The sequence below is a fragment of the Amycolatopsis sp. NBC_00355 genome, assembly GCF_036104975.1.
Classification (GTDB): Bacteria; Actinomycetota; Actinomycetes; order Mycobacteriales; family Pseudonocardiaceae; genus Amycolatopsis.
In genome coordinates, this window is record NZ_CP107982.1 from 2,146,568 (window position 1) to 2,164,730 (window position 18,163).

Annotated in this window: 1 protein-coding gene; it reads left to right on the plus strand. The window is 72.1% G+C overall.

Going from position 1 to position 18,163, the window contains the following annotated elements; genetic code table 11:
* Positions 1-25 precede the first annotated feature (25 nt).
* Positions 26-18,160 (plus strand): SDR family NAD(P)-dependent oxidoreductase, encoded by an 18,135-nt coding sequence (locus OHS18_RS08615; protein ID WP_328616559.1) that lies wholly within the window; start codon positions 26-28, stop codon positions 18,158-18,160.
* Positions 18,161-18,163: the final 3 nt, after the last annotated feature.

Genomic DNA, 18,163 nt, shown 5'->3' on the forward strand with positions numbered 1-18,163 from the left:
CGACGAGAAGGGCCAGCCGACACCAATGACCAGCGACGCGAGCACCGAGGCCGAAGCCATCGCGATCATCGGGATGGCCTGCCGCTTCCCGCAGGCGCCCGACCCGGGCTCGTACTGGCGGTTGCTCGTCGAGGGCACCAGCGCGATCACCGAGACCCCGCCCGAGCGGTGGGACGCCGAAGCGCTCTACGACGGCGACGTCTCCGCACCCGGCAAGGTGACCTCCCGGTACGGCGGCTACCTCGGCTTCGAGCACGTCCGCGGTTTCGACGCGGACTTCTTCGGGATTTCGCCCCGCGAGGCGAAGGCCATGGACCCGCAGCAGCGGCTCATGCTGGAGCTGTGCTGGGAAGCCCTCGAGGACGCCGGCGTCGCGAACCTGCGCGGCAGCCGCACCGGGGTGTACGTCGGCGCCATCTGGGACGACTACGCGACGCTGCTGCACCGCGGCGGGCTCGAAGCCATCACCCGGCACACCATCACCGGCGTGCACCGCAGCATCATCGCCAACCGGGTGTCCTACACCCTCGGGCTGACCGGCCCCAGCCTCGCGGTGGACACCGCGCAGTCGTCGTCGCTCGTCGCGGTGCACCTCGCGTGCGAAAGCCTGCGGCGCGGCGAATCCACGACGGCGCTGGCCGGCGGCGTCAACCTCAACCTCGTGCCGGAAAGCGCCGTCACCTCCGGGAAGCTCGGCGGCTTCTCCCCCGACGGCCGCTGCTACACCTTCGACGCGCGCGCCAACGGCTACGTCCGCGGCGAGGGCGGCGGGGTGGTCGTGCTCAAGCCGCTGCGCCAGGCCGTGGCCGACGGCGACCCGGTCTACTGCGTGATCCGCGGCAGCGCGGTGAACAACGACGGCGACACCGGCCCCGGCCTCACCTCCCCGAGCGTGCGTGCCCAGGAAGCCGTGCTGCGGCTGGCGTACCGGCACGCCGGGGTCGACGTCGCGGACGTGCGGTACGTCGAGCTGCACGGTACCGGCACCCGGGCGGGTGACCCGGTCGAGGCGGCGGCGCTCGGCGCCGTGCTCGGCCGGGACCGCACCGCGCCGCTGCTGGTGGGTTCGGTCAAGACCAACATCGGGCACCTTGAGGGCGCGGCGGGCATCGCCGGGCTGCTGAAGACGGCGCTGGCGGTGAAGCACCGCAGGCTGCCGGCAAGCCTCAACTTCGCGACCCCGAACCCGGACATCCCCCTCGACGAGCTGGCGCTGCGGGTGCACGACCGCCTCGGCCCGTGGCCGGGCGACGACCACCCGTTGCTGGCGGGGGTGTCGTCGTTCGGCATGGGTGGCACGAACTGCCACGTCGTGCTCGAAGAGGCACCGCCGAGGGACGCGCTTCCGGGGTCGGTGTCGGGTTCGGGTGTGGTGTTGTGGTCGGTGTCGGCGGGTTCGGGTGGGGGGTTGCGGGAGCTGGCCGGGCGGGTGGCCGGTGCGGTGGAGGATGCGGACGCGGGTGCGGTGGCGTGGTCGTTGGGGATGACCCGGGCGGCGTTGCCGCATCGGGCGGTGGTGATCGGTGACGGTGCTGGTGACGGGTCTGCGTTGCGGGAGGGTCTGCGGGCGGTGGCGCAGGGCCGGGTGGCGGCGAATGTGGTCACCGCGACGGTGCCGGCCGGTGGTGCGGTGCTGGGGTTCATGTTCAGTGGTCAGGGTTCGCAGTATCCCGGTATGAGTGCCGGGTTGTACGAGTCGGAGCCGGTGTTCGCGGCGGCGTTCGACGAGGTGTGTGCGGTGCTGGATCCGTTGCTGGAACGGCCGGTGCGGGAGGTGCTCGGTGATCGGGTTCTGCTGGATCGGACGGCGGGGACGCAGGCGGCGTTGTTCGCGGTGGAAGTGGCGTTGTTCCGGTTGGTCACCCATTGCGGTGTGGTTCCGGATTATCTGATCGGGCATTCGGTCGGGGAGATCGCCGCGGCGTATCTGGGTGGGGTGTTCGATCTGGGTGACGCGTGCCGGCTGGTGGCGGCGCGGGGCCGGTTGATGCAGGCGCTTCCGGCTGGTGGTGCGATGTTCGCGCTCGAGGCCGGTGAGGAGGAGCTGGTGTTGCCGGCGGGGGTGTCGGTGGCGGCGGTCAACGCTCCCGGTTCGGTGGTGATCTCGGGTCCGGAGGCGGCGGTGGCGGAGGTCGCGGCCGGGTTCCCGGGCCGGCGGACCAAGCGGCTGGTGGTGTCGCATGCGTTTCATTCGCCGTTGATGGAGCCGATGCTGGCCCGGTTCCGGGAAGTCGCCGACACGGTCACGTATCGGTCGCCGACGATTCCGGTGGTGTCGAACGTGACCGGTGATCTGTCGGGGGTGTTGTCCGATCCGGGTTACTGGGTGGAGCATGTGCGGGCCACGGTTCGGTTCGCCGACGGTCTGAGGACTTTGCGCGAGCGCGGTGTCACGGTGTTGCTGGAGCTGGGTCCGGCGGCGACGTTGACCGCTCTGGCCGGGGATGTTCCCGCGGTTGCGGTCCTGAGCCCCGACAAACCCGACACGTTCACGGCGGCGTTGGCGACGGTGCACGCCCACGGCGTCGCTCTCGACTGGGACACCCTGCACCCCGAACACCACCGGGTGGCTCTCCCCACCTACCCCTTCCAGCGAAAGCCGTACTGGCTCGACACCGTGGCCGCCGCACCGGTGACGGCGGCGCCGCTGCCGGTCGAAGAGCCCGAGGCTCCCGAGAATTCCCTGACCGGCCGGCTCGCCGGAATGCCGGAAGCGGCCCGGGAAGACGTGCTGCTCGACATCGTGCGCACCAGTGTCGCGATCGTCCTCGGGCACGCTTCGCCGGACACCGTCGCGGCCGACCGGACGTTCAAGGAGCTGGGCTTCGACTCGCTCAGCGCGGTGGAACTGCGCAACCGGCTGCACGGCGCCACCGGGCTGTGGCTGGCCCCCACGCTGATCTTCAACTTCCCGACCCCCCGGCTGCTCGTCGGCCACCTCCTCGCCGAACTGGCCGGCGAAGGCGGCCTGCCGGGCGCCCCGGCCCCGGCGGCGGCCGCGCCGGACGAGCCGATCGCGATCGTCGCCATGGCCTGCCGCTACCCCGGTGGCGTGTCCTCCCCGGAAGACCTGTGGCGGCTGGCCGCCGACGGCGTGGACGCCATCTCGCCGTTCCCGGCCAACCGCGGCTGGGACCTCGCCGGCCTGTACGACCCCGATCCGGACCACCCGGGCACGTCCTACGCCCGCCAGGGCGGTTTCCTCCACGACGCCGACGCGTTCGACCCGGCGTTCTTCGGGATGTCACCGCGCGAAGCCGCCGCGACCGACCCCCAGCAGCGGCTGCTGCTGGAGACGGCCTGGGAAGCGTTCGAACGGGCCGGGATCGACCCGGATTCGGTGCGCGGCACGGCCACCGGCGTCTTCGTCGGCGCGATGCCCCAGGACTACGGGCCCCGGCTGCACGAGCCGACCGCCGACCTCGGCGGCTACCTGCTGACGGGCAGCACGACGAGCGTCGCGTCCGGCCGGGTCGCCTACACCTTCGGGTTCGAAGGCCCCGCCGTCACCGTCGACACGGCGTGCTCGTCCTCGCTGGTGGCGCTGCACCTGGCCGCCCAGGCGCTGCGCACCGGCGAATGCAGCCTGGCCCTGGCGGGCGGGGTCACGGTCATGGCGACGCCGGGGATGTTCGTCGAGTTCAGCCGGCTGCGAGGGCTGTCCCCGGACGGCCGGTGCAAGCCGTTCGCGGCCGCCGCCGACGGCACCGGCTGGGCTGAGGGCGTCGGCCTGCTGCTGGTCGAGCGGCTGTCGGACGCCCAGCGCCACGGGCACCAGGTTCTCGCCGTGATCCGCGGCAGCGCCGTCAACCAAGACGGTGCCTCCAACGGCCTCACCGCACCCAACGGCCCGTCGCAGGAGCGCGTGATCCGCCAAGCCCTGGCCAATGCCCGGCTTTCGCCCGCCGACGTCGATGTCGTGGAGGCCCACGGCACCGGCACCACCTTGGGTGACCCCATCGAAGCCCAGGCGTTGCTCGCGACGTACGGCCAGGACCGCGACCGTCCACTGTGGCTCGGATCGATCAAGTCCAACATCGGGCACACTCAGGCTGCCGCTGGAGTCGCCGGGATCATCAAGATGGTCGAAGCCATGCGCCACGGCCAGTTGCCGCAGACGTTGCATGTGGACGAACCGTCGTCCCATGTGGACTGGACATCCGGTGCCGTCGAACTGCTGACCGAAGCACAGCCGTGGGACGCGGACCGGCCGCGCCGGGCCGGGGTGTCGTCCTTCGGGGTCAGCGGCACCAACGCGCACGTCATCATCGAGCAACCGCCGCTCGTGGAGGAGCCCGAGCCGTCCCCTCCAGTCGACGTGGTGCCGTGGGTACTGTCGGCCAAGACCGCCGACGCGCTCCTCACCCAGGCACAGCAGCTACGCGAGACCACTGACCTCGACCTCGTGGATGTCGGCCGCTCTTTGATCGGCCGGGCGCGGTTCGACCACCGGGCAGTGGTGCTCGGCCGGAGCACCGACGATTTGTCCGACGGTCTCACCGCGCTGGCCACCGGCATGCCCGCACCCCAGGTGGTACAGGGCAGCGTGGTCGCTGGCAAGACGGTGTTCGTATTCCCCGGGCAGGGTTCGCAATGGACCGGGATGGCCGTCGAACTGATGGACACCAGCCCGGTGTTCGCCGACCAGATCCAGGCCTGCGCGGACGCTCTCACGCCCTACACCGACTGGTCGTTGACCGACGTCCTACGGGGTACCGAAGGTGCGCCTGGGTTCGACCGGGTCGACGTGGTCCAGCCCGCGTTGTGGGCCGTCATGATCAGCCTCGCCACCCTCTGGCAATCCCTCGGCGTCACACCCGACGCGGTAGTCGGGCACTCCCAGGGTGAAATCGCCGCCGCCTACATCGCCGGAGCCCTCACCCTGGAAGACTCGGCGAAAGTCGTCGCGCTGCGAAGCAAGGCGATCCGGGCCATGGGCGGCAACGGCGGCATGGCCTCCATCGCCGCCCCCGCCGACAGTCTGGAACTGCCCGACGGTGTCGAGATCGCCGCGATCAACGGACCCACCACCACCGTCATCTCCGGCGACCGCGACGCCCTCCAAAAGCTGGTCGACACCTCCAAGACCAACGGGATCCGGGCGCGGATGGTCCCGGTCGACTACGCGTCACACTCGGCGCACATCGACAGCCTTCACGACGAACTCCTCGAACTCCTCGACGGCATTGCACCGAGAACATCGGAAATCGCGTTCTACTCCACAGTCGAGGGTGCCCCCATCGACACCGCCGCACTCGACGCCGGATACTGGTTCCGCAACCTCCGCCAGACCGTCCTCTTCGGACAGACCACAGGGAAGCTGGCCGAGGACGGGCATGCGTTGTTCGTCGAGGTAAGCGCCCATCCGGTACTGACCATGGGCATCGAGCACGGCACTGCCGTCGGCTCACTGCGCCGTGACGACGGCTCCTGGCTGCGGATGCTGACCTCTGCCGCGGAGGCTTACGTCCAGGGGGCTCCGGTGCGCTGGGACGCCCTTCTCCACGGTGGGCGGCACGTCGATCTGCCCACCTACCCGTTCCAACGTCAGCCGTACTGGCTCGCCCCGGCCACCAGCACCGATGCCAGGCGGCTGGGTCAGACCACCACCGACCACCCGCTGCTGGCGTCGATCGTCGAACTCGCCGACAGCGACGGCCTCGTCGCCACCGGTACCCTCTCCCTCACCAGCCACCCCTGGCTCGCCGACCACGCCGTCGAGGGCACCGTCCTGCTGCCCGGCACCGCCTTCGTCGAACTGGCCGTCCACGCCGGCGACCACCTCGGCTGCGGCCACCTCGACGAACTCACCCTGGCCGCCCCGCTCACCCTGACCCGTGACCACGCCGTGCACCTCCAGGTCACCGTGGGGGCCGGCGACGAGCACGGGCACCGGCCGGTCGCCGTCCACGCCCGCGGCCAGGACGCGGCCTGGACCCAGCACGCCACCGGCGTCCTCACCCCGGACACGCCACGGCCCGAGCGGGCGCCGGTGACCTGGCCGCCCGCCGGGGCGGTAGCGCTGGACGTCGACTACGGGCGGCTGCACGACCTCGGCTACCACTACGGTCCCGTGTTCCGCGGCCTCACCGCGGCCTGGCGCCACGACGGCGGGATCTACGGCCGCGTCGAACTGCCCGGCGGCGCCGACGTCGCCGGCTTCGGTCTCCACCCCGCTCTGCTCGACGCCACACTCCACGCGCTCCTGCTCGCCGCCGGGCAGGACGACGTCCGGCTGCCGTTCTCGTGGTCCGGCGTCACCCTGCACGCCACCGGCGCCACCGAACTTCTGGTCCACATCGGACTGTCCGATAAGGACGAAGCGACGCTGTCGATCGTCGACGCCGCCGGTGCGCCGGTGGCCGACGTCGAGCACCTGGCGCTGCGGCCGGTGTCGCGTGACCAGCTGAGCGCCGCCGGCGCCGACTCCCTGTTCCACGTGCGGTGGCAGCGGATCGAGCTGCCCGAAGAGCCGGACACCGGCACGTCCACCGTCGTCCTCGGCGCGGAGCCCGGCGGCACCGTCGCCGCCGCGCACGCGACGACGCTGAGCACGCTGCGCCGGCTCCAGGACCTGCTGGCCGGCGAAAGCGCCGCGGGCGAGCGGATCGCGCTCGTCACCCGCAACGCCGTCCCGGTGTCCGGCACCGACCCGGTGGACCTCGCCGCGGCCCCGGTGTGGGGCCTGGTCCGCACGGCGCAGACCGAGTACCCGGACCGGATCGTGCTCGTCGACACCGACGACGACCCGGATTCGATCCGCGCCGTCCCGGCCGCCGTCGCCACCGGTGAACCGCAGCTCGCGCTGCGCGGCGGGGTCGCGCACGTCCCGCGGCTCGTCCCGGCCACCCGGTCCGGGCCGGGAACCGCGGGGTGGCGCACCGACGGGACCGTGCTGATCACCGGGGGCACCGGCACCCTCGGCCGCCTCACCGCCCGCCACCTCGTCACCCGGCACGGGGTCCGGCACCTGCTGCTGACCAGCCGCCGCGGTCTCGACGCCCCCGGTGCCGCCGCCCTCCGGGACGAGCTGACCGAGCTGGGCGCCCGGGTACGCGTCGTCGCCTGCGACGTCGCCGACCGCGACGACCTCGCCGCCGTTCTCGAGAGCGTCGAACCCGCGCTCACCGCCGTGATCCACACCGCCGGCGTGCTCGACGACGCCACGCTGCGGTCGCTCACCCCGGAGCAGGTGGAGAACGTGCTGCGGCCCAAGGTGGACGCCGCCTGGAACCTGCACGAACTCACCGGCGACCTCGACGCGTTCGTGCTGTTCTCCTCGGTGATCGGTACGGTGGGCGGCGCGGGGCAGGCGAACTACGCGGCCGCCAACACCTTCCTCGACGCCCTCGCCCACCACCGCCACACCCGGGGCCTGCCCGCCGTCTCCCTCGCCTGGGGTCTGTGGGCCGACGCCACCGGCATGACGGGCCACCTCGCCGACGCCGACCGCGCCCGCATGCGGCGTACCGGCATGACCGCCCTGCCGGCCGGCACCGGCATGGCCCTCCTCGACGCCGCCCGGGCCGGGGGCGAGGCACTCGTCGTGCCCGTTAACCTCGACCGGGCCGTGCTGCGCGACCGCGCCGGGCAGGGCGACTTGCCGCCGGTGCTGCGTGGCCTGGTCCGGGCGCGGACCCGGCGGCAGGCCGGCGCGGTGGGCGGCACCGGGTCGCCGTGGGTCCGCCGCCTCGCCGGCCTGCCGGCGGAAGAGCGGCGCGCGGTGGCCGAGGAGCTGGTGCGGGTCACCATCGCGGCCGTGCTCGGGCACGCGGATCCCGCCGCGGCCGGCGGCGACCGGGCGTTCCAGGAGCTGGGGTTCGATTCGCTGACCGCCGTGGAGTTCCGCAACCGGCTCGGCGCGGCGACCGGGCTCCGGCTGTCCCCGACGCTGATCTTCAACCACCCGACGCCGCCCCGGCTCGTCGACCACCTGCTCGCCGAGGCGGCCGGGGTCCGCGCTCCGGTGGCGGCCGCCACCGCGGCGGCCGCGTCGGACGAGCCGATCGCGATCGTCGCCATGGCCTGCCGCTACCCGGGCGGGGTGGCGTCCCCGGAAGACCTGTGGCGGCTGGTCGCCGGGGAGACCGACGCGATCTCCGCCTTCCCGGACGACCGCGGCTGGGACCTGGCCGCGCTCTACGACCCGGACCCGGCCCATCCGGGTACCGCCTACACGCGCCACGGCGGTTTCCTGCACGACGCCGCCGCGTTCGACCCGGGGTTCTTCGGGATCAGCCCGCGCGAGGCCACCGCGACCGACCCGCAGCAGCGGTTGCTGCTGGAGACGGCGTGGGAGGCGTTCGAGCGCGCCGGGCTCGACCCGGAGGCGCTGCGCGGCAGCCGGACCGGTGTGTTCACCGGCGTGATGTACGACGACTACGCCACCCGGCTGCGCCGCTCCCCCGCCGAGTTCGAGGGCCAGCTGCTCACGGGCAGCACGTCCAGCGTGGCGTCCGGCCGCGTCGCCTACACCTTCGGCCTGGAGGGGCCCGCCGTCACCGTGGACACAGCGTGTTCGTCGTCGCTGGTGGCGCTGCACCTGGCCGCCCAGGCCCTGCGCACCGGCGAATGCACGCTGGCCCTGGCCGGCGGCGTCACGGTGATGGCCACGCCCGGCACGTTCGTCGAGTTCAGCCGCCAGCGGGGGCTGTCCGCCGACGGCCGCTGCAAGCCCTTCGCCGACGCCGCCGACGGCACCGGCTGGGGCGAGGGCGTCGGCCTCCTGCTGGTCGAACGCCTCTCCGACGCCCAGCGCAACGGCCACCGGATCCTCGCCGTGGTGCGCGGGAGCGCCGTCAACCAGGACGGTGCCTCCAACGGTCTCACGGCGCCGAACGGCCCGTCGCAGGAGCGAGTGATCCGCCAAGCTCTCGCCAACGCCCGGCTTTCCCCAGCTGACGTCGATGTCGTGGAGGCCCACGGCACCGGCACGACCTTGGGTGATCCCATCGAGGCCCAAGCCCTGCTTGCGACCTACGGTCAGGACCGCGACCGTCCACTGTGGCTCGGATCGGTGAAGTCCAACATCGGCCACACTCAGGCTGCTGCTGGTGTCGCCGGAGTCATCAAGATGGTCGAAGCGATGCAGCACGGGCAGCTGCCGCGGACGTTGCATGTGGACCGACCTTCGTCCCATGTGGACTGGACATCCGGGTCCGTCGAACTGCTGACCGAAGCACAGCCGTGGGACAGCTCGGTGCGGCCGCGGCGGGCGGCGGTGTCGGCGTTCGGGGTCAGCGGGACCAACGCGCACGTCATCCTGGAACAGCCGCCGGCCGCACCGGAATCCGAACGGGTACGCCCGGCCGGGGTGGTGCCGTGGGTGGTGTCGGCGAAAACCTTCGAGGCCGTGGCCGCCCAGGCGGAACGGCTGCGGCCGGCGGCCGGGGAGCTGGAGCCGGTGGACGTGGGCTGGTCACTGGCGTCTCGCGCCGGTTTCGAGCAGCGGGCGGTGGTGCTCGGCCGCGACGCCGCCGAACTCCGCGACGGACTCTCCGCCCTCGCCACCGGAATGCCCGCACCCCAGGTGGTACAGGGCGGTGTGGTCCCGGGCAAGACGGTGTTCGTATTCCCCGGCCAAGGCTCCCAATGGGCCGGGATGGCCGTCGGATTGCTGGACAGCAGTCCCGTGTTCGCCGACCAGATCCAGGCTTGCGGCGATGCCCTCGCCCCCCACATCGACTGGTCGTTGACCGACGTCCTACGGGGTACCGAAGGTGCGCCTGGCTTCGACCGGGTCGACGTGGTCCAGCCCGCGCTGTGGGCGGTCATGATCAGCCTGGCCACCCTCTGGCAATCCCTCGGAGTCACCCCCGACGCCGTGGTGGGTCATTCGCAGGGTGAGATCGCCGCGGCCTACATTGCGGGAGCGTTGTCGCTGGAGGACTCAGCAAAGGTCGTCGCCTTGCGGAGCAAGGCAATCCGGGCCATGGGTGGCAACGGCGGCATGGCCTCCATCGCCGCCCCCGCCGACAGCCTCACTCTGCCTGAGGGTGTCGAGATCGCCGCGATCAACGGACCCACCACCACCGTCATCTCCGGCGACCGCGACGCCTTGCAGAAGCTGGTCGACGCCTCCGAGGCCAAGGGAACCCGGGCCCGGATGGTCCCGGTCGACTACGCCTCACATTCGGCGCACATCGACAGGCTCCACGACGAACTCCTCGGGCTTCTCGCAGGAATCGAACCGAAGACTTCGGAGATCGCGTTCTACTCCACAGTGGAGGGAGCGCCGATCGACACCGCAGCACTCGACGCCGGATACTGGTTCCGCAACCTCCGCCAGACTGTCCTTTTCGGACATACAGTCGAGAAGCTGGCCGAAGAGGGACATTCGCTGTTCATCGAGGTGAGTGCGCACCCGGTCCTGACCATGGGTATCGAGCACGGCACCGCCATCGGCACTCTCCGCCGTGATGACGGTTCCTGGCTGCGCATGCTGACCTCCGCCGCGGAGGCATACGTCCACGGCGCGCCGGTGCGCTGGGAGGACGTCCTCGACGGCGGGCAGCACGTCGACCTGCCCACCTACCCGTTCCAACGCCGGAAGTACTGGCTCGACGACCCGGCGTTCGCCGACGATCCGGCCGGGCTCGGCCTGATCGCCACCGGGCACCCGCTGGTGCCCGCCGGGGTGGAGCTGGCCGACGGGGAGGGCGCGCTGTACACCGGCAAGTTGTCCCTGGCCACGCATCCGTGGCTCGCCGACCACGCCGTGGGCGACACCGTGCTGCTGCCCGGCACCGCGTTCGTGGACCTGGCCATCCGGGCCGGCGACGGCATGGGATGCGGTCACCTCGACGAACTCACGATCGAGCGGCCGCTCGTGCTCACCGGGCAGAGCGAGGTGCGGATCCAGGTCCGCGTCGGCGCCGGCACCGAGCACGGCCACCGGCCGGTCGAAATCCACGCGCGGCCCGGTGCCGACGACGCGAGCTGGACCCGGCACGCCACCGGCGTCCTCACGCCGGACGGCCCCGTTCCGGACCCGGGCGTCACCCGGCCGCCCGCCGGAGCCACGCCGATCGACGTCGGCTACGAACGGCTGCACGACGCCGGCTACGCCTACGGCCCGCGCTTCCAGGGGCTCACCGCGGCCTGGCGCCACGGCGACGACCGCTACGCCCGGGTCGAGCTTCCCGGCGGCACCGACGTCACCGGGTTCGGCATCCACCCGGCCCTGCTGGACGCGGCGCTGCACGCCATGCTGCTCGCGTCGGAGGCGGACGGCGTCCGGTTGCCGTTCTCCTGGACCGGCGTCACGCTGCACGCCACCGACGCCACCGAACTGCACGTCCGGCTGACCGTCGGCGGCGAAGACCGCGTTTCGCTCGTCGCGACGGACGGCGCGGGCACCCCGGTGATCACGGTGGCGTCCCTGATCACCCGGCCGGTCGCCGCCGAGCAGCTCGCTCCGGCGACCGCGGGCTTGCTGTTCCGGGTGGAGTGGATCCCCGCCACCCCCGGCCACCACACCACCGACTACACAACCCTGCACATCGAACCCAGCCACCACAGCCCCACCGAAACCGTGCACGACACCCTCCACCACCTCCAACACCACCTCACCCACAACGACAACACCCTCCTCATCACCACCCACAACGCCATCGCCACACAACCCCACGACACCCTCGACCTCACCGCAGCACCGGTCTGGGGCCTCATCCGCAGCGCCCAGAGTGAACACCCCGACCGGATCATCCTCATCGACCTCGACAACAACCCCGCCTCGGCCCGGGCGATCCCGGCCGCCGTCGCCACCGGCGAACCCCAACTCGCCATCCGCGACGGCCACATCTACACACCCCGACTCACCCCCACCACCACCCAACCCGCCACCTTCAACCCCGACGGGACCGTCCTCATCACCGGCGGCACCGGCACCCTCGCCACCACCATCGCCCGCCACCTCACCACCCACCACCACATCCGGCACCTGGTACTGACCAGCCGACGCGGCCCCCACGCCCCCGGTGCTTTCGAGCTCCACCGGGAACTCACCGAGCTGGGTGCTCACGTCGACATCGTCGCCTGCGACGCCGCCGACCGCGACGACCTCACCACCCTCCTCAACAGGATCGAACCCCCGCTGACCGCGGTGATTCACGCCGCCGGCGTCCTCGACGACGCGGTGGTGGAAACCCTCACCCCACAACAACTGGATACGGTCCTACGACCCAAAATCGACGCCGCCCGGAACCTCCACGAACTCACCCACAACCTCGACGCGTTCGTGCTGTTCTCCTCCCTCGCCGGCACCCTCGGCACACCCGGACAAGCCAACTACGCCGCCGCCAACACCTACCTCGACGCCCTCGCCCACCACCGCCACACCCAAGGACAACCCGCCGTCTCCCTCGCCTGGGGACTCTGGCAAGACGCCACCGGCATGACCGGCCACCTCGACAACACCGCCCACCACCGACTCCACCACAACGGCATCACCCCCATCACCACCGAAGAAGGCCTCACACTCTTCGACACCGCCTGCGGATCCAGCGAAGCGTTGCTGGTGCCGGCCCGGCTCGACCGGGCCGCGCTGCGGGACCGTGCCGTCGCCGGAGATCTCCCGCCACTGCTGCGGAACCTGGTGCGCGGCACCCTCCGTCGTCCGGCCACTGTGGACAGTTCGGACACCGCGTCCCGGGGGCCGGTGGGCCGGCTCGCCGGAATGCCCGAGGCCGAGCAGGAGAGCGTCCTGCTCGAGCTGGTGCGCGTCCAGGTGGCGGCCGTGCTCGGCTACGAGACGGCGGCCGCGGTCGGCGTGGACCACGCGTTCAAGGACCTCGGCTTCGAGTCCCTGACCGCGGTGGAGCTGCGCAACCGGCTGAGCACCGCGACCGGCGTCCGCCTGCCCGCGACGCTCGTGTTCGACCACCCGACTCCCACCGCCCTGGCCCGGCACCTGCGCCACCGGGTCCTCGGCACCGGCCCGGTCGTGCGCGCCGTGACGTCCACGGCGGAAGCGGACGAGCCGGTGGCGATCGTGGGCATGGCCTGCCGGTTCCCCGGCGGCGTGTCCTCCCCCGAGCAGCTGTGGCGGCTGGTCGCCGAAGGCGGTGACGCCATCGGCCCGTTCCCGGCCGACCGCGGCTGGGACCTGGCCGCCCTGTACGACCCGGACCCCGGCCGCATCGGGACCTGCTACACCCGCGAAGGCGGTTTCCTCTACGACGCCAGCGATTTCGACCCGGGCTTCTTCGGGATCTCGCCGCGCGAGGCCGCCGCGACCGACCCGCAGCAGCGGCTGCTACTGGAGACGGCCTGGGAGACGTTCGAACGAGCCGGGATCGACCCGGGTTCCCTGCGTGGCAGCGACACCGGCGTGTTCGCCGGGGTCATGTACGACGACTACGGCACGCGGTTCGGGCCGGGCCGGATTCCCGAGGACATCGAGTCGTACTACGCGACCAGCAGCGCGGGAAGTGTCGCGTCGGGCCGGCTGGCCTACACCTTCGGGCTCGAAGGCCCCGCCGTCACCGTCGACACGGCGTGCTCCTCCTCGCTGGTGGCACTGCACCTGGCCGCGCAGGCCCTGCGCACCGGCGAATGCTCCCTGGCCCTGGCCGGCGGCGTCACGGTGATGGCCACGCCGAGCACGTTCGTCGGCTTCAGCCGCCAACGCGGCCTGTCCGCCGACGGTCGCTGCAAGCCCTTCGCCGACGCAGCCGACGGCACCGGCTGGGGCGAAGGCGCCGGCCTGCTCTTGGTCGAACGCCTCTCCGACGCCCAACGCAACGGACACCGGATCCTCGCCGTCATCCGCGGCAGCGCCGTCAACCAAGACGGTGCCTCCAACGGCCTCACCGCCCCCAACGGCCCGTCCCAGGAACGAGTGATCCGGCAGGCCCTCGCCAACGCCCGGCTTTCCCCAGCTGACGTCGATGTCGTGGAAGCCCACGGCACCGGCACGACCTTGGGTGACCCCATCGAAGCCCAAGCGCTGCTCGCCACTTACGGCCAGGACCGCGACCGTCCACTGTGGCTCGGATCGATCAAGTCCAACATCGGCCACACCCAAGCCGCCGCCGGCGTCGCCGGAGTCATCAAAATGGTCGAAGCCATACGAAACGGGCAGCTGCCGCGGACGTTGCACGTGGACAAGCCTTCGTCCCATGTGGACTGGGAGTCCGGTGCCGTCGAACTGCTGACCGAGGCACATCCGTGGGACAGCTCGGAACGGCCGCGCCGGGCTGGAGTGTCGTCGTTCGGGGTGAGCGGCACCAACGCGCACGTCATCATCGAGCAACCGCCGGTCGCGCCGGAGCCCGAGCCGTCGTCTCCGGTTGACGTGGTGCCGTGGGTGCTGTCCGGCAAGACCGCCGACGCGCTCCTCGCCCAGGCGCAGCAGCTGCGCGAGACCGCCGACCTCGACCCCCTGGACGTCGGCCGGACCCTGGCCGCACGCGCCGGTTTCGAACACCGCGCGGTCGTTCTCGGCCGCGACCGCGACGACCTGCTGGCTGGAGCCTCCGCCCTGGCCGCCGGCACCCCGGCGGCTCACGTGGTGCACGGCAGTGTGGTCCCGGGCAAGACGGTGTTCGTGTTCCCCGGGCAGGGTTCCCAATGGACCGGGATGGCCGTCGAACTGATGGACACCAGCCCGGTGTTCGCCGACCAGATCCAGGCCTGCGCGGACGCTCTCACGCCCCACACCGACTGGCCCCTGACAGAGGTGCTGCGGGGTACCGAAGGCGCACCCGGGTTCGACCGGGTCGACGTGGTCCAGCCCGCACTCTGGGCGGTCATGATCAGCCTGGCCACTCTCTGGCGATCCCTCGGTGTCGTCCCCGACGCAGTGGTCGGGCACTCTCAGGGTGAAATCGCCGCGGCCTACATCGCCGGAGCGCTCACCCTGGAGGACTCGGCGAAGGTCGTGGCGTTGCGGAGTAAGGCGATCAGGGCGATGGGTGGCAACGGTGGGATGGCGTCCATCGCCGCGCCTGCTGACAGTCTGGAACTACCCGACGGTGTCGAGATCGCCGCGATCAACGGCCCCAACGCCACCGTCATTTCCGGTGATCGCGACGCCCTGCAGAAGCTGGTCGACGCCTCCGAAACCAACGGAACCCGGGCTCGCATGGTCCCCGTCGACTACGCCTCACACTCCGCCCACATCGACAGCCTCCACGACGAACTCCTCGAACTTCTCGCAGGAATCGAACCGAAGACTTCGGAGATCGCGTTCTACTCCACAGTGGAGGGAGCGCCGATCGACACCGCCGCACTCGACGCGGGGTACTGGTTCCGCAACCTCCGTCAGACCGTCCGCTTCGGACAGACCGCCGAGAGGCTCGCCGAGGACGGGCACGCGCTGTTCATCGAAACCAGCGCCCACCCGGTACTCACCATGAGCATCGAGCAGGGCACGGCCATCGGCACTCTCCGCCGTGACGACGGTTCCTGGCAACGGATGCTCACCTCCGCCGCCGAAGCCCACGTCCACGGCGCCCACGTCGACTGGGACGCCCTCCTCCGCGGCGGGCGGCACGTCGATCTGCCCACCTATCCCTTCCAGCACCGGCGCTACTGGCTCGACGCTCCCGCGTCCGCCGGGGACCCGGCACTGCTCGGGCAGGCGCTCACCGAGCACCCCCTGCTGGCGTCGATCGTCGAACTCGCCGACAGCGACGGCCTCGTCGCCACCGGCGTCGTGTCCCTCACCACCCACCCGTGGCTCGCCGATCACGCCGTCGGCGACACCGTCCTGCTGCCCGGCACCGCCTTCGTCGAACTCGCCATCCACGCCGGCGACCACCTCGGCTGCGGCCACCTCGACGAACTCACCATCGAGACACCGCTCGTCTTCCCGGAGCGGGGCGGTGTCCACCTCCAGATCACCGTCGGAGCCGCGGACGGCACCGGGTTCCGGCCGGTGGCGATCCACTCCCGGCCCGACGAGCCGGCGGGCGCGTGGACCCGTCACGCCGGGGGCCGGCTCACCCCCGACCGGGCCCCGGCGCCGGCCGACGCCCTCCCCTGGCCCCCGGCCGGCGCCGAGCCGATCGACACGACGTCGTTCTACGAACGGGCCGGCGAGCGCGGTTACCACTACGGCCCGGTGTTCCAGGGCCTCGTCGCCGCGTGGCGCGACGGCGACGACCTCTACGCCGAGGTCGAGCTTCCGCCGGGCGCCGACGCGGCCGGGTACGGTGTCCACCCCGCCCTCCTGGACGCCGCGTTGCACCCGATCCTGCTGGTCCAGGACGACGACCGGCCGGCACGGCTGCCGTTCACGTGGTCCGGGGTCACCGTGCACGCCACCGGCGCCACGGCACTGCGGGTCCACCTCGCCCGGTCGCGGCCGGACACCGCGTCGCTGCTCGCGGTGGACGCCGCGGGCCGTCCGGTGGTGACCGTCGGGTCGTTGCTCACCCGCGAGATCTCCGGAAGCCTCGCGCCCCGGCCGAGCCGGTCGCTGTTCCGGCTCGACTGGACGCCGATCGGCCTCGACGGTCCGGAGACCGGCGGCGGTGGAACCGACGTCCACTTCGTCGAACCGGCGGCCGGGGACGTCGTCACCGGCGCGCACGAGACCGTCCACAATGTACTTTCACACCTCCGGACCTGGCTGGCGACGGCCGGGAACGACCGCCGGTTGGTCGTGGTGACCCGCGGCGCGACGGCCGTCGGCGATGAGGACGTCGATCTCACCGCGGCGCCGGTCTGGGGCCTGGTCCGCACCGCCCAGACCGAACACCCGGACCGGATCGTGCTCGTCGACACCGACGACGACCCCGCGTCGCGACAGGCGATCCCGGCCGCCGTCGCCACCGGCGAACCCCAATTGGCCCTCCGCGGCGGAATCGCGTACCTCCCCCGGTTCGCGCCCGCTCCCCCGCCCGGCGACACCACCCTCGACCCCGGCGGCACCGTACTCATCACGGGCGGCACCGGCACCCTCGGCGCCCACGTCGCCCGCCACCTCGTCACCCACCACGGGGCCCGCCACCTCACCCTCATCAGCCGGCGCGGACCCGACGGCCCCGACCTGCGGGACGAACTCACCGCGCTGGGCGCCGACGTCGACATCGTCGCCTGCGACGCCGCCGACCGCGACAGCCTCGCCGCCCTCCTGAAGCAGCTCGAGCCCCCGCTCACGGCCGTCATCCACGCCGCCGGCGTCCTCGACGACGCCACCCTGGAAAACCTCACACCACAGCAACTCGACACCGTCCTGCGGCCCAAGATCGACGCCGCCTGGAACCTCCACGAACTCACCGGAAACCTCGACGCGTTCGTCCTGTTCTCCTCCCTCGCGGGCACCATCGGCAACGCCGGGCAAAGCGCCTACGCCGCCGCCAACACCTTCCTCGACGCCCTGGCCCACCATCGCCACCACCACGGACAACCCGCCGTCTCCCTGGCCTGGGGACTCTGGGAAGACGCCACCGGCATGACCGGCGACCTCGACCACACCGCCCACCACCGGCTCCGCCACACCGGCATCACCCCGCTGAGCACCGAAGAAGCACTCACCCTCTTCGACGAGGCCCTGACCCTGGGCTCGCCGCTGCTCCTGCCCGCCGGCCTCGACCGGGCGGTCCTGCGCGAGCGGGCCGCCGAGGGCGGGCTACCGCCGCTGCTGCGCGGCCTGGTCCGCGCCCCCAAGCCGGCCGCGGCGCGGACCGAGGAGAACGGCCACGCGGGCGGCTTCGCGCGGCAGTTCGCGCAGGCCCCCGAGGCGCAGCGCGAGCGTCTCGTGCTGGACCTGGTCGGCGCCACCGCGGCCGCCGTGCTCGGCCACGCCGGCCAGGCCGCGATCGGGCCGGACCGCGGATTCCTCACCCTCGGTTTCGACTCGCTGACCGCGGTCGAGCTGCGCAACCGCCTCAACGCGGTGACCGGGCTGCACCTGCCGCCGACGCTGCTGTTCGACCACCCGACCCCCGCGGCGCTGGCGGCGTACCTGCGGACCGAACTCGGCCCGGCGTCCCCGGCGGAGTCGCCGCTCGCGCTGCTCGACCGGCTCGAGTCGCTGCTGTCGGCCGTCTCCGGCGAAGCCCGCGACCGGCTGGCCGACCGGCTCCGCAGCCTCACGTCGGAGCTGACCGCCGTCCCGGACCCGGCCGGCACCGAGGAAGCCCTCGACCTCAGCGCGGCCACGGACGACGAGATCTTCGGCCTGATCGACAACGACCTGCAGGACACGTGACCA